Here is a 19,252-nt window from a genome sequence, read left to right as displayed (position 1 = left end):
AAAAGGTTGGCCGCAATCCGGAGGACACCATGATCGAACTACTGATGGGGCTGCTGACCGGTGCCGGCGCGGGCATCGCCGCTACCTGGCTGGTCGGCAAGCACCGTGCCGAGGCTGCCTACCAGCGCGGGCTAGGCGAGACGGCGGCGCAGCTGGCCGCGGCGCAGGCGCGGGGCGAATCCTTGCAGTGGCAGCTCGACGACAGCCAGGCGCGTGCGACCGCGCAGCAGCAACAGCTGGATAGCCTGCGCCAGCTGCTGTCCGAGGCACAGCAAAAACTGGCGGTGCTCGCCAATCGTGCACAGCGCCTGCCGGAGCTGGAAGGCCAGCTGCAACAGCAACAGCTGCAGCTGCGCGAGCAGGGCGAAAGGTTGGCCGCACGCGAAGAGCAGGGCAGGCAGCTGCCGTTGCTGCAGCAGGAGTTGCAGCAGCTGCGCGCCGCATGGCAGGCGCAGCAAAACGACCTGGCCCGGCTGGGCGCGCGCGAACAGGAGCTGTTGACCTTGCTGCAACAGGAACAGCGTCAGTCGGCGGAAAAGCTGCAGCTGCTACAGGAGGCACGGGAGGCGCTGTCCAACCAGTTCAAGGCGCTGGCTACCGACATCCTGGAAGAAAAGTCCAAGCGCTTCACCGAGCAGAACCGCGAAAACCTCGGCCTGTTGCTGGGCCCGCTGGGCGAGCGCATCCAGCATTTCGGCAAGCTGGTGCAGGACACCTACGACAAGGATTCCAAGGAGCGGCTGACACTGGAGCAGGAATTGCGCCGGCTGCAGGAGCTGAATACCCGGCTCAATCACGACGCGGTGGCGCTGACCCAGGCGCTGACCGGCAGCAACAACAAGACGCAGGGCAACTGGGGCGAGATGATTCTGGAGCGGGTGCTGGAAACCTCCGGCCTGACCCGCGACCGCGAATACCGTGTGCAGGTGTCGGATACGGTGGAAACAGGCGAGGGCGGCCAGAAACGCTACCAGCCGGACGTGGTGATCGACCTGCCGGAAGGCAAGCAGCTGGTGATCGACTCCAAGGTATCGCTCAATGCCTATGTCCGTTACAGCGCCAGCAGCGACGAAGCGGTGCGCGACAGCGAGCTGAAGGCGCACATCGCCGCCTTGCGGGCGCACATCCGCAGCCTGTCCGAGAAGCGCTACCAGGATCTGTACAAGCTCAACACCCTCGACTTCGTGTTCATGTTCGTGCCGGTGGAGCCGGCCTATCTGCTGGCGGTACAGCACGACATGGGCCTGTTCAACGAGGCCTTCGAGCGTCGCATCATGATCGTCGGCCCCAGCACCTTGCTGGCAACACTGCGCACCGTGGCCAGCATCTGGCGTTACGAACACCAGAACCAGAATGCGCAGGAAATCGCACGACAATCCGGCGCCATGTTCGACAAGCTGGCGGGGCTGGTGGATACACTGGAGAAGCTGGGCAAGCAGATCGGCACCGTGCAGGACAGCTACGGCACTGCGATGAAACAGCTCAGCACTGGCAGCGGCAATCTGCTGGGGCGCGCCGAGAAACTGCGCAAGCTGGGCGCCAAGACCAGCAAGCAGTTGCCGTCACATTTGCTGCTCGATTCGGATATCGCGGAAGAGGCCGAATAATTTCTTGGCGATTACCGCGCGATGAACTATAAAACAGTCAGACACTGGGAAGGAGGAGGGCTAGATGGTATCGCTGATAACCTTGTTGATGTTAGTACTGATCTTTGTTAAAGCGTTTTCCTCCAACCGTAAACGTGATGTTGTACGTGTTAAAGCTCCGGCATCGAGCCGGCAACGCTCTCACCTTCGTTAGTGTCTGGTGCAGTGAAAGGTAGTTATGTTGTAGCAGTAAAGCGACGTTGTACCATTCAACCACCCCCAGAAGCCGGCAGAAATGTCGGCTTCTTTCATTTTGTCGTTGGGTTCTTCAGCCTTGTTGGCATGGCCGGCTTGGCTAGCCAGTTCCTTGAAAGTGACTTGGGATGGTGAGCGGGCGCCACGGTTTGAACCGGCTCGTTAAAAATATTTGGTTATCACCAGCCGAGAGCCAAGGATGGCATATGTAGCTCAGCAAGACGTGGCTCCCCAGACTACAGCTAATTGCCTTCTGCAGGTGTACCTTGCATCGGTGTTTGCCTGTCGACTGATTGTTGCCGGCCAGACTGACGACGCACAGGCTCCGCGGTGCTGGCTTTTCGCCAGCCTACATGGAACGTATTTGTAAAAACTCCATAGTCAGGGCGTGAGGGGAGGATCTCTTGTGACAGATTCGTGTAGTTTATTAGACATAATAAACATTTGTCATAGGCGGTTTTAGCGGGTTGTTGCTACTCGCTTTTGCCTCCGGTGCCGCTGTCATTGTCATTGCTCCCAACGTCAGGCTTGCCACTACTTGAACGCCTAACGTTTTCCGAAAATCCTTCCAGAACTCCCGTCGTTCCTCGCTTTTCTCTCGTTCTTCTTGGCAGGCCGCGATGATCTCCATTGGGTCAAGACCGAGCACGCGCGCCACCATGATGCACGCGAAATCGTCCATTTTTCGTTCACCTGATCGGTAAAAGCTCATTGCTTGGGGGCTGAATTTCATTTGTCTGGCCTTCTCGGCATCAGAGCAGTCCCCAATTTTTGATAGTGCTTCTTCTAGGTAGTCCCTAGACGCCTTCATGACGTTCTCCTTGCCGCATACACGGCCGTGTACATATGATTCAGGCCATACACGGATGTGTACGTTTGTAATCACCTAATTCTAGCAGGGGGCAGGCCATGACGCGCAACGGACAACGCCACCCGCAGCCACGCAAAGGAACTGCCGTCATGCAACAACCGATGACTTTCAACGAGTGGGCCGAGGGCTTTGAACGCCTCAATGAGGCATGCAAGGACGCTCTTTTAAATCGAAATTTGGATGCGGGTGTTTTCGCTGATTTCTCGCTTGATCCGGATTGCCCGCCGCATCAGCTCCAGTTCGCTCTGGAGAAGTATGCCAAATCCCGTGAAGCCCACAGGGCCGCTTACGCTGCTTTTCGTGCTTATCCAGCTGCTCCGGCGCGGGACTGACCCATGACCCCCTTCTTGCTTGACCTCATTTCCCGCCTTTTTGTTTTTGTTTCGGCACTCGCTTTTGCGTCCGGTGCCGCCTTTTGCCTTGCTTACTACCACCTCCAAGGAGTCGCATCATGATCGTTATCGAAGTCGAAGATAAGCCAGTCACAGAAAAGCCGTGGCAGCGTGACGGCCGCTCCGGTATCAGCCGTTCGCAAACCGCCTACGCCGCCACCTACGACACTGAAACCGGCAAGCTCAAGCGCTACCCGGTTGAAACCCGCATTCGCCTTGGTCAAGATCAAGCGCCTTACGCTCCCGGCGTTTACATCCTGTCGCCAACCTCGATCTATGTCGGCGAGTTCGACGCTCTTGCTGTTTCGCCCAAGCTCATCGGCTTTGATGACTTCATGACGATGGTCGCTCCCGTGATCCAGCAGCAGAAAAAGGCTGGCTAATCATGTTCACCCCCAATCTGCCAGAACTCATCCCGCAGGATTTCAAGGGCTACCAGCGCGTCGCCTTTGATGACCTGACGCTGTCGGAACGCCATCACCTGCAACGGTTGGGGGCTGAACACCTGCCGCAGTACAGCCTGGACGAACTCGCCATCTATCGTTGTCCTGAAGGCATCACCTTTTTCGGGCCACTTGAATTCGTCCGGGGTGCCGCATGAAACGCCGCAACCTCACGCCGCCAACCCCTGAGCAGACCAAGCGCCAGCTCGTTGCCATGTCTGATCCGGCATGGGCAAAGCACACTATCGCTGCTGCTGGGTTGGCCGGTGATGTGGTTGCCCCCATTTTCAACAGCTGGTCACGAAAATATGGCAAAGGCTCCAATGAACAGCGCTCCGCTGCCAACGTCTGGCTGCGACGCTTCCTTAGCTCTAAAACTGTGGCCGGGTTGCCCCGTCGAGTACGCCTTGACGCTAGAGCAGACAGCGTCCTGCTTGATGAAGGCACAATCGACACGACCGCAAAAAAACTTGCTGCGCTTGCGCTGCATAGCGGCTGGCCCCGCAGCCAATGTCCTGAGCTTCAGGCGCTGGCCCGGCAGCTACTGGTTCATCTCCCCGAAGTCAAAAAAGACCGATCAAACCTCGAACCCTGCCGACTCCGCGCCGTCGATCCGGACTTCTGGAAACGTCAGATTCGGTCTGTTCATGGTCGTGCTTTCGAGTCTGTCGCTATCGCTGCCGGACTCGTTAACCGTCGTCGAGCGCTCTATGTCTCCGACGCCACCCAGTCCCGCGTAAACGGTCGCCGGCGCAAAAACCGCGACATCCTGTCCAGCCTCGTTGCCACCAATGAATTTGGTGACAGCTTCACCCTTCAAGAACTGGCCGACAAAGGCCCGTCCAACCCCGTTATCAAGCGCGCCGAACTCATGGTTCGCACGCGTGGCCTTGAGGACTACGCGAAAGAGCAGGGCGACATTGGCGTTTTCCTGACGCTGACCGCACCTGGACGAATGCACGCACGCCAAAGCAAGACCGGTGAGGAGAATCCGAACTTCTGCCACGTCACCCCGCGCCATGTTCACGATTACCTGAACACCGTCTGGGCGCGCACCCGCGCACAGTGGGCGCGTGACGGCATTCGCTGCTACGGCGTCCGCACCGTCGAGCCACACCACGACGGCACCCCGCACTGGCACCTGCTGCTGTTCGTCGCACCGGCAGACCGCAAGGCCATGCTCAAGACCTTCCGCGACTACGCCTTGCAGGACTCGCCAAGCGAGAAGGGCGCATGGCTGCGTCGTTTCACCTTCAAGACCATTGACCCGGAGAAGGGCAGTGCCGTCGGCTATCTCGCCAAATACATCAGCAAAAACATCGACGGCTTCAAGGCTGATGGCGCCCCGGTCGAGGATTACGACTTTGAAAGCTCCGACACCAAGCTGGCCAAGATTCACGAATCCGCCGTTCGTGTTGGCGCATGGGCGTCCAGTCACGGAATCCGCCAGTTCCAGTTCATCGGCACCACCAGCGTCACCGTCTGGCGAGAGCTGCGTCGCCTCAAGGCCGATCAGGTCGAGGAGGGCTTGCGCGCTTACGTGGAAGCCGCTGATGCCTCCAACTGGGGCGACTTCGTGCGCCTCTGCGGTGGACCTGCCGCACCGCGCAAAGACATCCCGGTGTGCACGCACCGCGAGGCACGCCAGAACCGCTACGCCGAATTCGTCAAGGTCACGAAAGGCATCACCTTCCGGCCAACCGGAGAAATCGTGGAAACCCGCATTCACGTGTGGACGGTCGGAAGCGCGAAGCACGGCGATATGCCGAGCGCAGCGAGGCAAGCGCCGCGCGTAGCGCCTTGGACCCGTGTAAATAACTGTACGGGCATCGCTCCCTCACTCGCTAAAACCCTGTCAGCAGAAATCATCCTGCATCAGCCCCCATTGCCAACCCTGCCTCCGTTAACAGTACCGCCTGGACGATTCTTCCCGGACTGGATTGGCATGCTCACGAATCAGGCTTCACCGCCGCTTACAAGTTAATTCCCTGCGGGGTGATTGCGGCCACCAGTCGCCCTGCATTTCATAGTCGTGGTCAGGAGAAATACTCATGAAATTCCGTTCCGTTGCTCTGCGCTTTGGCGCCAAAGTTTCCGCTGCTACTGCCGCCACCTTCGGTCTGATGGCTTCCGCTCAAGCTGCTGTGCCGGCTGCTGTGACCACCGCCATTACCGATGCCGGCACCGATGCCGCCACCGTTGGCGGCCTTGTTCTGGTCGTCATCGTGGGTATCGCCAGCTTCAAGTACCTGCGCAAGGCACTGTAATGGGCTTCGCCGTTGGTTCCCGCTGTCTGGAATCAGCGGCCGAGGCAGCAGACCTGTACTACAGCACTGTCCCGCCTCGGCTCACTGAAACCGGCTTTCAGACCTTCGAAAAGTCTGGGAATCAATGGCTACTCAACGCCTACAACTCGGAGCCAGCTGGCTCCGTTTTGGTTTCTAGCGTTGCAGTCAGCCAGCAGTTCCCGTTCTGTGACAACGCGCAAAACGCCATTGATGGTATTGCCCTTGGCTGGTTGACCATTACCCCGGCCATCCTCCTGTGGTGCGTTTTGTATCTGCGAAAGGCCTTTTTCACATGACCGAAAACATTTACTTCATCGCGGCATTCATCAGCGTTTTGTTGCTTGCATTGGGGCTACCAAAATGAGGAATCTCCGAAACCTGATTTACTTTGTCCTGGGCTTTTTTATTGCCTCTGCCTTTTTTGCCCCTGCCTATGCTGGGGCGGTCAAGGTGCAGCCAAAAGCTTGGTATGGTTCAAACTCCGGTGTCACCAAGGGTTTTACAGGGTCGAGTTCGCCCCCTGTTTGGTCGGCAAATGATGGTGTTTGGAATCCGCCAACATTTAAAAGTAATGGTTCATTTAAAAAGAATGGTTTTAATGTTCCATTTTCTGCCAATCAGGATTTTTATGCGCCAGACCTTTACCCTGCTCTGAAGCAAGGCCTGACATCTGGTTTTAAGGGACTCGCCAAGGGTGGTTTTGGCCTCGGTCCGATACTTGGCGGCTTGGCTTTGACCTGGGCTATACAGCAAGGTTATGTTTGGATGGATGAATTGAAGTGTCAAGCTCAGGTTTCTTGTTGGGGCAAGAGCTTATTTGGCGATGTTCCGTACGACCCGTTAAAAGATTATGTTCTTTATACCTTTTATTGTCCTGTTACTGCCTATTATTGTTATGACCCGCCGATGTTTTTAGAAAGGTGGTCAAATGTTTCTTCTTGTTGTACGGCATCGCAAAAAGACAGGATCAAGGAAATTTGTGCGCGTTTGGGTTTGGGGGTTATGTATTACGGCACCGCTTGTGCTTCTCCTGGAGGCAATGATCGAACTTTTTACATTAAAATTGAACCTTCTTTAAATGCCAATCAGCCAAGGCCTTCTACTCCAGTCTCCGATTCTGAAATTCAGCCTAAGCTTGAGCAAGCTGCTACCGCCAACTTCGGAACTTGGTTTAAAGCTGCTGTTGATGACGATACTATTATTGAGATTCCGCAAGATCGTCCTATAACGCTTGTCCCTGCTGCTCCTGTTGTTGCCCCTGCGACAGTTACTACCTCTATGCAAACGAATGCCGATGGTTCAACACAGGCTGTTACTCAAACGTCTGCTGAGACCTATTCCGTTCGGTGCATCCCCAATGGCATTCTTGGTTGTGACAATCTCGCCCCATACAGCATTTCCACCGGCACTACGACCACCACCCAGACCACGAATTGCACTCAGGGCGGCACTTGCACCACTGACGTTAAGACTGCCGAACAAACGCCGCCACAGCCCGAAAAGACTCCTAAGCAAGAGCTTTGCGAGGCCAATCCGAAGGCGCTGGAATGTCTCGATGTCGGTGATATTCCTAACGAAGAAATTCCGACTCAAACCAAAAACCTGAATTTCACCTGGACACCGTTTTCCGTGTCCGCCACCTGCCCTGCGCCTTACTCCATGACCATCAAGGGCAAAACCTACTTGTACCAGTGGACGTATTACTGCGACTTCGCCACCAAAACAAAGCCGTTCATCCTGATTCTGGCTTTCATCGGTGCTTACTTCATCATCATGGGGGCGCGTAAAGAATGAACTTGATTTCTGTCCTTCTTGACCTCGTTAAGCCTTTGCTGTCGCGTATTTTGGTGGCGCTGGGGATTTCGATTGTCAGTTACACCGGCATGACTGCCGTGCTTTCTGGCCTCAATACCGCCATTCAAAACAATTTTTCTGCTATGCCCTCCGTGGCCATGAATCTGGTTGGCCTCTCCGGCTTCGGCGAAGCCCTCGGCATTCTGGTCGGCGCCTTTGCCTTCCGCCTTTCGATGAACACGTTCAAGAGGTTCGAATTCAAATGATCACCGTCATTACCGGTCAACCAGGTGCAGGCAAAACCGCCTTGGCGGTTTCCATGCTGCTTGAGGAACAGGGCTCACGGCCGCTGTTTGTGATGGGCATTCCCGACTTGCTCATCCCCCATGAAAAAACGCCGCCCATTGCCGAATGGACGACGCATGTTGCATCCGAAGAAGACCCCACTATCACCCGACCGGTTTTTACCTTTCCGGATAACGCGATCATCCTTATTGATGAAGCGCAGAACGTCTACCGGCCTCGTGGCGCGACTTCCAAGGTTCCCGACCATGTTGCCGCCTTCGAGACCCACCGACACACTGGCGTCGATTTCTGGCTGATTACGCAGAACCCGTCCTTGCTCGACAACAACATCCGCAAGTTGGCCGGTCGCCACGTCGATATCAAGACCAACGCCTTGGGTATCCAGACTCTGTTCGAGTGGACCCAGTGTGTTGACCCGGATTCGTCGTCTGCGCTTCGTGTGGCGGTCACCCGCTCGTACAAGCCCCCCAAGAAGGTGTTCGGCCTCTACAAGTCCGCCACGCGCCATCTCAAGCACAAGCGCCGTATACCGAAGCAAATCTATGTGGTCGCGGCGGTCATCCTGACTTTGGTGGGTGGTGGCTGGTATCTCTACCGTAACGTCACCTCCCGTATTGATCCGCCGGTGTCTTCTGATGCTTCACAGCCATTGGCTCAAACTTCATTGAACTCTGCTCGATTTAAGGAGGGTGGGGGGCTTCAGCCGGTCGAAGGCTTCGCCACCCTTGTGCAGCCCTCGCTGCCGCGCATCGTGAATCAGCCGGAAACGGCGCCGATGTACGATGGCATGCGCTCAGTCACGAATGTGCCCCGTATTGCCGGTTGCATCGTCAATTCGACCAAGTGCACCTGCTTCACTGATCAGGCCACGGTCTACCCTGCTGACGACAAGACTTGCCGCGACTACATCAAGAACCCGCCGTTTGACCCGTACACTGTTCGCAGCGCCTCGCCGCCGCCAGTCGCTGCTGCTCTTGCACCTGATCGCAATCGTCCAGACCCTGCCGACGATGCGACCGCTGAAGTCGATAGCTACTCGGTGCCCGACACTACCGGCAAGCCGAATCTGATGGTGACGCCGGAGCGCATTTTTTAGCGCATCTGCATTTATCGCATTATCATGGGCGGATCATTGCTCGTGTGACGCTACGCTATGTTCAAGGTTTTCGGTGTTGCTGTATCCATCCTTATTTTTGTTGCCATGTATGCGGTTACGAATGACAACCTGATCGCCTTGTTGGCTGCACTTTGCTTCCTTGCCCTGGAACATTGGCAGCGGAAGACGAAAGAGTTCTATCGACGTTCAGCTGATGACAAGCCGTTTGTTTCTCGTGCGCTGCCCAATGTCGCGCGTAAGCCGCAGCAAGATCAGCAGTCGGAATTTACTGGTGGCTCAAAGGAGGGCGCACAAGCTGGCGGTGATTATCGCAGCACGCCAAGCTATCGGAAGCTCCTGACAGCTTGTGGTGGTGATCGCAGAACTGTTGAGCGACTGATTGATTACGAAATCAAGCAAGACCCGCGACTGACCCGTTCAGCGGCAACGGTGTCAGCGCTTGATCGTTTGTATGTTGATCGTCGTCATTTCACGTAGTTGAAGTAGGGCGCCTAAGCTTGCAACCCTCCTGCTGTCGGTGACTGGCGCAGGAGGTTTTTTTTTTCATGAGGGCACGCTTCGTGCGGTCAAGGGTCGTGGAATAAATCCGCACAGCTTTACCGTGCGGGTTTTATGCCGCGAAAGCCCTTGAGCCGCTGCCCACTCAAAGACGCTTCCGCCTGCTGGGCAGGTGGGGCTTTTTACACCTGCCCGGCTGGCCCTCGCCGAGAGCGGGGGTGGGGCAGCGCCCCACGGTCTATCCAAATAGCCTATTTAACATAAGCCCGAACCGCGCCTGCCGGTGGCAGTTTTCGCGGTAGAAGTCGCGTTCCATCATCAGTTTTTCCACCAAATCGGTCTGCATGGCATGCAAGTGGTATAGGCGGCGGTACTGGCTGAGGCGTTCGACCTCGGCATAGTCGAAGGTCAGTTCAGTGCCGTATGGGATTACCAGCTTTGAGCCTTCGGCGCGGGTGCCGTGCCAAACGCCAGGACAACGCAGCACGTTGTCGGCGTCCAGCAGCTCAAGGTGTTTGACGCACAGCAGCGGTACGGCCAAGGTGCCGGACTTCCAGCGCCGAATCGTTGCCACGTCGGTGTGTAGCACACTGGCAAGCTCGGTCTCGGTGCGGCCGAAATGAAAAAGCCGGATCAGGTGATCCGGCCTAATGTCTGGCGACGTGCAGTAGATTTTGAACTCTTTACGCATTTTGCAAATTTTTAGTGTATCTGAATTGCAACACTGAAAAACAGCTGCAAGCCACGCGAGAGGAGTGCAAAAAGTGGCGGAATCGGGTGCGTAATTTGACATAATAAACATTATGCGACACGAACGGCTAAACCCCTTGGGGGGCTTTTTCAGCATTAACTGGGCTCGCCAGCGTCGTCAGAATCACAAGACCGGCCACGGCCAATTGGCCGATCTTTTTGCGAAAATCCGCCCAAAAATCCCGTCTGGCTTGGGTTTTCTCGCATCATGCATGATCTTGGGTGGCTGGAATCAATCCTGGCGTACTCATTCCTGGATGAACGTTCATTTGCATGCAAGCTTGTGCACAAGCGTTAGTTCGTGTCGGGCTGGTTTTGACCGTGAGTAAGTCCAGGTTCGATCAGCCATGGACGGTTTGGCATTGCTGGGCTTGTCTAAGCGATGCCCGTCAGCAAACCAAACACCGAACGGCGGGCAAAAAAAGAACCTCCAGCATCAGTCACCGATGGCAGGAGGTTTTGGAAGCACGGATTTGATCTCCGTTACGCTTCAGATGAGGAACGCCATTCCATATCAGAAAGCATGGTTAATGATAAGGCTACCATCGGTGTAATGGCTATTCGTAAAAATACCTAGTCTTTAATGGGCTGCGTCTAGCTTGCTTTTTAGCTGCTCAGGTTCGCGTATTGACCTGATTTCATTGAAGAAATCGCCGGCTTCGATATAGGTCCGTTTCAGCTGGTTGAGCCATTGTTTGACCCTGCTGACGGCATAGCTGCTGTCACCGGCACGCAGCTGACATTGCGTGAACAAGTTGTCGACATGCGCCAGCACCTCGGGCCATGGCTTCGGTGGCAGTTTGGTGCCGGTTTGCTGCAGGTGTTTGATGCGCTTGGCAAAATCGGGGGCGGCAATCAGGCCGCGGCCGATCATGATCGTTTCGCACTGGCTGACCTCTCGAATGTTGCAATAGTCTTCCAGGGTCCAGACTTCGCCATTGGCAATCAGCGGGATGTCGATCACTTCCTTGATCCGGGCAAACCACTCCCAGTGTGCCGGCGGTTTGTAGCCTTCCACCTTGGTGCGGGCATGGACAGTCAGTTCCGCCGCGCCGGCGGCGTTGATGGCGCGGGCGCAATCCAGCGTCAGGCTGGTATCTTCATAGCCCAGTCGCATCTTCGCGGTGACCGGGATGTCGGCGGGTACCGCAGCGCGGACTGCGGTGACGATCTCGTAGAGCGTTTGCGGTTCTTTGAGCAACACGGCGCCGCCGCGATGGCGGTTAACGGTCGGCGCCGGGCAGCCAAAATTCAGGTCGATGACCGGCGCGCCCAGTTCCGCCGCCCTTGCCGCGTTATCGGCCAGGCAGGCCGGATCGGAGCCAAGCAATTGCAAGCGTACCGGTGTGCCCGCTCGTGTTTTTGACTGCTGCTGCAGTTCGGGTGCCAGGCGGTGAAAAGTCTTTACCGGCAGCAAGGCATTGGTGACGCGAATGAACTCGGTAACACACCAATCGATGCCGCCAATCTCGGTCAGCACATCCCGCATCACGTCATCTACAAGCCCTTCCATCGGGGCCAATACGATCTTCATACTATTTTCACCAAAACTGAGAAAGCTCCGCCTTGCGGCCAACGCTTGACTTTTAAACGGGGCATGGTAAATCTTGGCGCCTTTGCATCAAAGGCAAGCCATTCATCATGAGCAAGACCGCGATAATTATTGATACCGATCCGGGCCAGGACGATGCGGTCGCTATTTTGACAGCTTTAGGCTCGCCCCAGCTCGAAGTTGTCGGAATTTCGGTGGTGGCAGGCAATGTGCCGCTGGAGTTGACGGCAAAGAATGCTCGAATCATTTGCGAGTGGGCCGGGCGGCCGGAGGTGCCGGTTTATGCCGGCTGCGGGCGCCCTCTTCTGCGTCCGCTGGTCACCGCCGAGCACGTACACGGCAAGACCGGGCTGGATGGCGTGCCGCTGCATGAGCCAGTGATGCCGTTGCAGCAGGAGCACGCTGTCGATTTCATCATCCGTACCCTGCGCGAGCGCGAGGCCGGCACGGTCACGCTGTGCATGTTGGGGCCGTTGACCAACCTGGCGATGGCGATCGTACGGGCGCCGGACATCGTTGGCCGCATCCGCGAAATCGTGCTGATGGGTGGCGCCTACTTTGAAGGCGGCAACATCACGCCGTCGGCGGAGTTCAATATCTATGTCGACCCGGACGCAGCGGCTACGGTGCTGGCGTGCAGTGCCAGCATCACCATGCTGCCGCTGGATGTTACGCACAAGGCGACCGCGTCGCCGGCGCGCATCGGCTTGCTGCGCGCCCTGCCCAACCGCGCCGGCAATCTGGCGGCCGATATCCTGACCACGCTGGAGCGTTTCGATGTGCAGCGTTATGGCGCCGATGGCGCGCCGCTGCATGATCCGACCGTGATCGCCTACGTGCTGCAGCCGGGACTGTTTTCCGGACGCAGGGTGCATGTGGCGGTGGAGCAGAACAGCGAGCTGACGCTGGGCGCTACACCGGTAGACTGGTGGGGCGTTACCGGGAAACCCGCAAATGTGAACTATCTTACAACTGTTGATAGTGATGGCTTTTTCCGTTTGCTGGCAGATAATTTATCTACACTCCCCTGAAACGACAGCACGGGTCATGCCGGAACGAGGACTACATCATGTTGAACAAGGCAACATTCGCCGGAGGCTGCTTCTGGTGTACCGAGGCGGTTTTTCGCCAGGTGCCGGGCGTCAAGTCGGTAACACCCGGTTATACCGGTGGCGTGACCGCCAATCCCGCCTACGAACAGGTGTGTAGCGGCCGCACCGGCCATGCCGAAGCGGTCGAAATCGAATTCGATGATGAAGTTGTCAGCTACGAAAACCTGCTGCGGCTTTTTTTCGCCACTCACGACCCGACAACGCCAAACAGGCAAGGCCACGATGTCGGCACGCAATACCGCTCGGCGGTGTTCTGGCATTTTCCGGAGCAGGAAGCCGCGCTGGCGCGCATCATTGACGAGTTGCGGCCAACCTTGCCGCCTGACGTGCAGATCGTGACGCAGTCGCAGCCGGCCGCCACCTTTTACCCTGCCGAAACCGAGCATCACCGTTATTATGAGCTGAATCCTTATGCACCCTATTGCCGCGCGGTCATCGCCGGCAAGGTAATGAAAGGCGAGCAGGTATTGACCGCGCTGCAGCAGCGAGGCCTGACCGATTAGCCATTGAAAGTCCGGACTTGATCACAATAAAAACATTTCTGCAGGCGGTACGACAACACGGGGGGGCTAAGTGGCTGTCGGGTCTGCTTTGCCTGTTGTTGTGCTACGCGTTGGCGGTGCAGCTGGAGCGTGATAGGCAGCAAGCATTTGAGCAGGCCGTACGACTGAACCAGGCGCTGCTGCAGCGGCAACTGGATTACAGCGCACTAATGCTGCAGCAGCTGGCATCCGTGAATGCCGTCACCTCACAAAGTGGCACTGGAATACCCTCTTTCGTGGTGGCCGCAGGCTTCCAGCAGAAGGTCGATACCGGCAGTCGCGACGCTTTCGAGTTGCAGCAGAGCTACCGACGGCGCGCCCTGTTCATGATCCGGGAATATCGTGACCCGGGAAGCAATACCTGGGCGGAAAGCAGCGCCTGGTTCCCTGCTCCCGCGCGCAGCCATTACCTACCGTTGACCACCCTGCTCCCAGGCCCCACCAGCGGCCGTCTCGAGTATCTGCACGGACTGGATCTGGCGACTGACAGCTTTTTCGCAGCGGCGGTGACGGACGCCATCGACAGTGGCGAAATGAAGGTCAGCGAGCCGTTCACCTATCGTGACGGTGCTCCGGGTGTCGCCCTCGTCAAGGCGGCCTATGCCGGTGGCCTGTTGCCAGTTACGCCGGCGCAGCGACTGGAAAAGCTGAGTGGCGTGGCGGTCGTCTTTATCGACGTGCGCCAGCTGTTGCCGCAGCCTGGCAACAGTCCGTTGCAGCTGTCGATTCGTGCCGTAGCGGGAGGGGCACCGTTGGCCGGCAATGCCGCCGCGGACTGGTCCTTGCCGGCCTTGCCGGGGCCGCTGCAGCAAACGCTTGTCGTGCCGGGGCAGGCACTGCCGTATGTGCTGCAACTGAGTCAGCCAGCACCGGGCTGGCTGCCATGGCTGCTGCTTGCTGGCTGTGGTCTGCTGGGCGTCGGTATCTTGTCGCACAGCCTCTTCCGGCGCTCTGCCCCGCTGCCGGTACTGCCGTCACCGGTTGCCGCACCGCAGCCTCTGGCCACGCTGGAACATATCGCCTTGCAGGCGACGGATGATGCCGTGCTGTTACTGTCGACGCGCAACCAGGTGTTGTACGCCAATACCCGCGCCATGGTATTGACCGGGGATGCGGCCTTGCAGGGCAAACAGCTGGATGGAGCCCGCTTCAGCATCTGCTATCCGCGCAACCAGCGCCGTGTGCATGTCCTGCCCCGCCTGATTGAGAAAAAAGTACGAGCGATGCTGCCGCCAGGCAGCATCCTGATCGACGCCCAAGGGCAGGAGTGCGAGATCGAGGGCGAGTTCATTCCGCTGAACGATGCGGCCAACGTTGCGGTGCGTTATCTGCTCAGCTTCCGCCACGTCGGCAAGCTGCGCCAGGACATGGTCGCCGCCCTGAAAGCCAGCGAAATGCAGCTGAAAAAACACCAGGACGAACTGGCGCGCGTCGCCCGCATCAATACGCTGGGCGAAATGTCGTCCGGCGTGGCACACGAGATCAACCAGCCGCTGTCGGCGATCATGAGCTACAACGAGGCTTGCCTTGCGATGATGGACGACGCCAATCCTGATCCGGTATTGCTGCGTATCTCGCTGGTCTCCTCTGTACGACAGGCCAATCGAGCCGGCCAGATCATCCGCCGCCTGCGCGAGCTGGCCAGCCGCAAGCAGCCGGAGGTGGCGCCGCTCAATATCAACGACGCGCTGCGCAGCGCGCTGGACCTGACCAAGAGTGAACTGGCCGCGCGCGGGGTGATCGTCACCACCGATCTGGCTGAAGGTTTGCCGCAGGTGATGGCGGACAGCATCCAGCTGGAACAGGTGATCATCAACCTGATCAAGAATGCCGTCGATGCCATGACCGAGAAAAACCGCAGCGACGAAGCGATGCGGATCTTCGCCTACAGCGAACGCCGCGGTCGACATGTCCGGCTGGGCATCCGTGACAACGGCACCGGTATACCGGAAAATATCCTGCCACACGTCTTTGACCCGTTTTACAGTTCAAAGAGCGAGGGCATGGGGTTGGGGCTGACCATCAGCCAGACCATCATCGAAAGCATTGGCGGCCGTCTTGCCGCCCGTAATCTCGAGACCGGCGGCGCGGAGTTTTCGCTGACCTTGCCGGCACTCAAAAACAGCCATCCCGACGCAAAAGAGGAGCAGCAATAATGGCATCGATGACACCATCCGTGTATGTGGTGGACGACGACCCCGGGGTGCGCGACGCGCTTGCCATCCAGATCGGCACCCAGGGGCTGCACGTGTTGACCTTTGACAGTGCCACCTCTTTCCTGCAGGCCTACACGCCGGGCGATATCGGCTGCCTGGTGCTGGATATCCGCATGCCAGACATCAACGGGCTGGCGCTACAGGATATCCTCAGCATCAAGGAAAACAGGCTGCCGATCATCTTCATTACCGGCCATGGCGACCTGGAACAATGTACCCGTGCCTTCCGCGGCGGGGCGGTGGACTTCATCACCAAGCCGATCGATCGCAACCGGCTGCTGGAAAGCCTGCGCAAGGCGATCCGTAGCAGCATCCAGCTGCAGCAGCACGAGGCGGAAACCGCCGAGGTCAAGCAGCAGCTGGAAAAGGTGACCGAACGCGAGATGGTGATCCTGCGGCTGGTGGCCGACGGCCTGTCCAGCAAGGAAATCGCCAAGGAACTGGACGTGTCGCCGCGTACTATCGAGGCGCACCGCGCCAACCTGTTCAACAAGCTGGGCGTCAATTCGCTGGCGGAATTGATCCGCTTCTACCTGAAAGCCTTGCCGATTACCGGCAACGAAAGCATCACGCATCCATCATGACCAAAAACCTGTTCAGTGTGATCGGCCTGGTTGCCCGACACAGCAAACCGCACATTATCGAATCGCTGCTGACGTTGGCCGCACACCTGACCCAGCGCGGTGTTCGCGTGCTGATCGACGCGGAGAGCATGCCGCCGGCGGGTGACAATACTCCGGCCTACCCCGCCGTCGAGCGTGAGGACCTAGGCAAGCTCGCCGATCTGGTGATCGTGCTCGGTGGCGACGGCACCATGCTGTCGATCGCCCGAGTGCTGGCTGCCTATCGCGTGCCGCTGGTCGGCATCAATCAGGGCCGACTCGGCTTCATGACCGACATCCCGTTGCACGAAATGCTGGGGGCCATCGACCAGATCCTGGAAGGCCAGTTCGTGCCGGAAGAGCGCATCCTGCTGCAGGCGTCGGTGATCCGCGAAGAAGCGGAGATCACCAGCGCGTTGGCGCTCAACGACGTGGTGATCAGCCGCGGCGCCCTCGGCTCGATGATCGAGTTTGAAGTGTTCGTCGATAACCAGTTTGTCTACAGCCAGCGCTCCGACGGCCTGATCATCAGCACCCCGACCGGCTCTACCGCCTACTCGCTGGCCTCCGGCGGGCCGATCCTGCACCCTACCCTGCGCGCGATGGCGCTGGTGCCGATCTGCCCGCAGTCGCTCAGCAACCGCCCGATTGCGGTCAGCGACAATTGCGAAGTGGCCTTCATGCTTACCCGCGGGCTGGACACGCGCGTACACTTTGACGGCCAGTCGCACTGCGACCTGATGGAGATGGACCGGGTCATCGTGCGCAGCTACCGCAATACGCTGAAAATCCTGCATCCGATTGGCTACAACTACTACGACATGCTGCGCCACAAACTGCACTGGGGCGAGCGCCTGCTCTGAGAAATCAAAAGACCATGCTGTTGTCACTTAATGTCCGCGACTTTGTCATCGTCGATCAACTCGATCTCGATTTTCACGCCGGCTTTACCGTGCTCACCGGTGAGACCGGTGCCGGCAAGTCCATCATCCTCGATGCGCTTGGCCTGCTAATGGGTGACCGTGCCGATGTCGGCCAGATCCGTGACGGGGCCGAGCGTGCCGAAATCGCCGCGCAGTTCTCCATCCATAACAGCCCCGATCTGCGTGCCTGGCTGCAGGACAACGAGTTGAGCGGCGACGATGACGATCTGCTGATCCGCCGCTTGGTCGATCGCAATGGCCGCTCGCGCAGTTTCATCAACGGCCAGCAGGCAACCCAAAGCCAGCTCAAGGCCATCGGCGAGTATCTGGTCGACATCCACGGCCAGCACGCGCACCAGTCGCTGATGCGCGCCGACACCCAGCGCGCGCTGCTCGACGCCTACGCCGGCAGCACACAGCTGGCGCGCGACGTGCGCGAGGCATGGCAGGACTGGCAACAAGCGCGGCGCCAGCGCGAGGACGCCGAGCGGCTGTCGCGCGAATCGGAAGTCGAGCGCGAACGCCTGACCTGGCAGATCAACGAGTTGAGCGAGCTGAACCTGCAGGCTGACGAGTGGCCGCAGCTCAACCAGCAGCACTCGCGACTGGCCAATGCCGCCGAGCTGGCGCAAACCGCGCAGCTGGCGGTGGACGTGCTGTCCGACATGGACGGCAACTGTCTGTCACTGCTGTCGCAGGTGCAGAACCGCCTCGGCCGGCTGTCGGCGCTGGATACGCGGCTGGCGGAGTCGCTGGCACTGCTGGATTCGGTCGATGCCGAATTGCGCGAGGTGGTGTACAGCCTGCGCAGCTACGGCAGCGACTTTGACGACGACCCCAAACAGTTGCTGGATGTCGAGGCACGCCTCGACGTGCTGATGCGTATCGCCCGCAAGTACCGCTGCACGCCGGAAGAGCTGCCGAAAAAACTTGGCGACTGGCAGCAACAGTTGGCCGCACTGGAGGCGTCGACCGATCAGGAGGCGCTGGCCGTTGCCGAATCGGCGGCGCTGGCACGCTACCGTGCCCACGCTGAGGCACTGTCCGGCAAACGCCGCCAGGCCGCCAACGAGCTGTCGTCCCGCATCAGTACCGAGATGCAGCGGCTGGCGATGGAGGGCGCGCGTTTTGCCATCGAGCTGTCCGCGGCGGCGGAACCGACCGCCAACGGGCTGGAAGCCGTCGAGTATCTGGTGGCGGCCAATCAGGGCAGTACCCTGCGGCCGCTGGCCAAGGTGGCATCCGGTGGCGAGCTGTCGCGTATCAGCCTGGCGATGCAGGTGGTGATCAGCCAGGTCGCCAGCGTGCCGACGCTGATTTTCGACGAAGTGGACGTCGGCATTGGCGGTCGCGTCGCCGAGGTGGTCGGCAAGCTACTGCGGCAGCTGGGCGAACGCTACCAGGTGCTGTGCGTCACGCACCTGCCGCAGGTGGCGTCCTGCGCCAGCCAGCACTGGCAGGTCAGCAAGTCCGGTGTTGACGGCCGCACCGTCAGCCGCATCCAGCCACTGGACCAGATGCAGCGCATCGACGAACTGGCGCGGATGCTGGGTGGCGAGGACATCACCAGCACCACGCGGCAACACGCCAGCGAAATGCTGCTGGCGAACGCGGAATAAGGTTGGCCGCAAGACAAAGCCCTGATCGAATCGATCAGGGCTTTTTACCGACTTGTCGCATACATTACGTTTCCAGACATCAAGCAGACTCATCAGGACATGCCGTTTTCTGGGTACCTAGATGCATGAAGTGACTCTGGATTGCCAAGCAAATCAGAACACATCTATCTGCTGATCAAAGTCACTCCTCACGAGGTGGTTCACACATAAATTGAAGCAAGGCATCTTCAGTTCCGGCTGTGTGTTGTCGATGATATTCATTCCCCTTCTCACATAGATCTCGCCCGTAGAGAGCCCAAGTATATCTGCTTATTACGAACCTAACGGTCAGCATGTGCTATGAGCCAGCACTGCGTTGCAGGATTGTGGATGGAGAAAGATGCACA

General features: G+C 58.3%; 20 protein-coding genes. 17 read left to right on the top strand and 3 right to left on the bottom strand.

Features of this window, described 5'->3' with window-relative positions:
• Window positions 1–29 precede the first annotated feature (29 nt).
• Window positions 30–1,607: a DNA recombination protein RmuC gene (locus PQU96_RS13630; RefSeq protein ID WP_272772951.1), complete on the top strand. Its 1,578-nt coding sequence runs from the start codon at window positions 30–32 to the stop codon at window positions 1,605–1,607.
• Window positions 1,608–2,268: 661 nt separating this feature from the next.
• On the opposite strand, the gene PQU96_RS13625 is transcribed toward PQU96_RS13630, so the two are convergent.
• Window positions 2,269–2,652 carry a hypothetical protein gene (locus tag PQU96_RS13625; protein WP_272772950.1) on the bottom strand — a complete coding sequence of 128 codons (384 nt, stop codon included), beginning with the start codon at window positions 2,650–2,652 and terminating at the stop codon, window positions 2,269–2,271.
• A gap of 149 nt (window positions 2,653–2,801) precedes the next feature.
• Between PQU96_RS13625 and PQU96_RS13620 the strand changes: the two genes are divergently transcribed.
• The 10 genes from PQU96_RS13620 (at window position 2,802) to PQU96_RS13575 (ending at window position 9,529) form a co-directional block, all read left to right on the top strand.
• Window positions 2,802–3,044 (top strand): hypothetical protein, encoded by a 243-nt coding sequence (locus tag PQU96_RS13620; protein WP_272772949.1) that lies wholly within the window; start codon window positions 2,802–2,804, stop codon window positions 3,042–3,044.
• Window positions 3,045–3,163: 119 nt separating this feature from the next.
• Window positions 3,164–3,487 (top strand): single-stranded DNA-binding protein, encoded by a 324-nt coding sequence (locus tag PQU96_RS13615; RefSeq protein WP_272772948.1) that lies wholly within the window; start codon window positions 3,164–3,166, stop codon window positions 3,485–3,487.
• A gap of 2 nt (window positions 3,488–3,489) precedes the next feature.
• Window positions 3,490–3,705: a hypothetical protein gene (locus PQU96_RS13610; protein ID WP_272772947.1), complete on the top strand. Its 216-nt coding sequence runs from the start codon at window positions 3,490–3,492 to the stop codon at window positions 3,703–3,705.
• Window positions 3,702–5,531 carry a replication endonuclease gene (locus tag PQU96_RS13605; RefSeq protein WP_272772946.1) on the top strand — a complete coding sequence of 610 codons (1,830 nt, stop codon included), beginning with the start codon at window positions 3,702–3,704 and terminating at the stop codon, window positions 5,529–5,531. Before PQU96_RS13610 ends, PQU96_RS13605 begins: the two co-directional genes overlap by 4 nt.
• A 67-nt stretch (window positions 5,532–5,598) precedes the next feature.
• On the top strand, window positions 5,599–5,814 hold the full coding sequence (locus PQU96_RS13600; protein ID WP_272772945.1) for a major capsid protein: 216 nt from the start codon (window positions 5,599–5,601) through the stop codon (window positions 5,812–5,814).
• Window positions 5,814–6,131, top strand: a complete 318-nt coding sequence (locus PQU96_RS13595; protein ID WP_272772944.1) for a hypothetical protein — start codon at window positions 5,814–5,816, stop codon at window positions 6,129–6,131. Before PQU96_RS13600 ends, PQU96_RS13595 begins: the two co-directional genes overlap by 1 nt.
• A 64-nt stretch (window positions 6,132–6,195) precedes the next feature.
• The gene (locus PQU96_RS13590; RefSeq protein ID WP_272772943.1) at window positions 6,196–7,629 is read left to right on the top strand and encodes a virulence factor TspB C-terminal domain-related protein; all 1,434 of its coding nucleotides are present in this window, start codon (window positions 6,196–6,198) and stop codon (window positions 7,627–7,629) included.
• On the top strand, window positions 7,626–7,895 hold the full coding sequence (locus PQU96_RS13585; RefSeq protein ID WP_272772942.1) for a DUF2523 domain-containing protein: 270 nt from the start codon (window positions 7,626–7,628) through the stop codon (window positions 7,893–7,895). Before PQU96_RS13590 ends, PQU96_RS13585 begins: the two co-directional genes overlap by 4 nt.
• Complete coding sequence (locus PQU96_RS13580; protein ID WP_272772941.1) at window positions 7,892–9,031, top strand: zonular occludens toxin domain-containing protein; 1,140 nt, start codon at window positions 7,892–7,894, stop codon at window positions 9,029–9,031. The genes PQU96_RS13585 and PQU96_RS13580 overlap by 4 nt, the downstream gene beginning before the upstream one ends.
• 57 nt (window positions 9,032–9,088) lie before the next feature.
• The gene (locus PQU96_RS13575; protein ID WP_272772940.1) at window positions 9,089–9,529 is read left to right on the top strand and encodes a hypothetical protein; all 441 of its coding nucleotides are present in this window, start codon (window positions 9,089–9,091) and stop codon (window positions 9,527–9,529) included.
• A 259-nt stretch (window positions 9,530–9,788) separates the two neighbouring features.
• Here PQU96_RS13575 and PQU96_RS13570 read toward each other — a convergent pair whose 3' ends face one another.
• Window positions 9,789–10,241 carry a hypothetical protein gene (locus PQU96_RS13570; protein ID WP_272772939.1) on the bottom strand — a complete coding sequence of 151 codons (453 nt, stop codon included), beginning with the start codon at window positions 10,239–10,241 and terminating at the stop codon, window positions 9,789–9,791.
• A gap of 639 nt (window positions 10,242–10,880) precedes the next feature.
• A complete protein-coding gene (locus tag PQU96_RS13565) occupies window positions 10,881–11,834 on the bottom strand; it encodes a tRNA dihydrouridine synthase (protein WP_272772938.1) in 954 nt (317 codons plus the stop codon).
• A gap of 107 nt (window positions 11,835–11,941) precedes the next feature.
• Between PQU96_RS13565 and PQU96_RS13560 the strand changes: the two genes are divergently transcribed.
• From PQU96_RS13560 to recN, 6 genes are read left to right on the top strand one after another with little or no spacing between them, the layout of a single operon-like run.
• Window positions 11,942–12,883, top strand: a complete 942-nt coding sequence (locus PQU96_RS13560) for a nucleoside hydrolase (RefSeq protein ID WP_272772937.1) — start codon at window positions 11,942–11,944, stop codon at window positions 12,881–12,883.
• Between the two features lie 38 nt (window positions 12,884–12,921).
• Window positions 12,922–13,467: a peptide-methionine (S)-S-oxide reductase MsrA gene (msrA, locus tag PQU96_RS13555; protein WP_272772935.1), complete on the top strand. Its 546-nt coding sequence runs from the start codon at window positions 12,922–12,924 to the stop codon at window positions 13,465–13,467.
• Window positions 13,386–15,662 carry an ATP-binding protein gene (locus tag PQU96_RS13550; protein WP_272772934.1) on the top strand — a complete coding sequence of 759 codons (2,277 nt, stop codon included), beginning with the start codon at window positions 13,386–13,388 and terminating at the stop codon, window positions 15,660–15,662. Before msrA ends, PQU96_RS13550 begins: the two co-directional genes overlap by 82 nt.
• Entirely contained in the window at window positions 15,662–16,306 is a 645-nt protein-coding gene (locus PQU96_RS13545; RefSeq protein WP_272772933.1) for a response regulator transcription factor, read from the top strand. Before PQU96_RS13550 ends, PQU96_RS13545 begins: the two co-directional genes overlap by 1 nt.
• A complete protein-coding gene (locus PQU96_RS13540; protein ID WP_272772932.1) occupies window positions 16,303–17,187 on the top strand; it encodes an NAD kinase in 885 nt (294 codons plus the stop codon). Before PQU96_RS13545 ends, PQU96_RS13540 begins: the two co-directional genes overlap by 4 nt.
• Before the next feature lie 14 nt (window positions 17,188–17,201).
• Window positions 17,202–18,866, top strand: coding sequence for a DNA repair protein RecN (recN, locus tag PQU96_RS13535; protein WP_272772931.1), 1,665 nt, complete (start codon window positions 17,202–17,204; stop codon window positions 18,864–18,866).
• Window positions 18,867–19,252: the final 386 nt, after the last annotated feature.

The organism is Vogesella margarita, assembly GCF_028548475.1.
Taxonomy (GTDB): Bacteria; Pseudomonadota; Gammaproteobacteria; order Burkholderiales; family Chromobacteriaceae; genus Vogesella; species Vogesella margarita.
The sequence above is the reverse complement of the archived record's forward strand: the minus strand, read 5'-3'. Positions and strand labels throughout refer to the sequence as shown.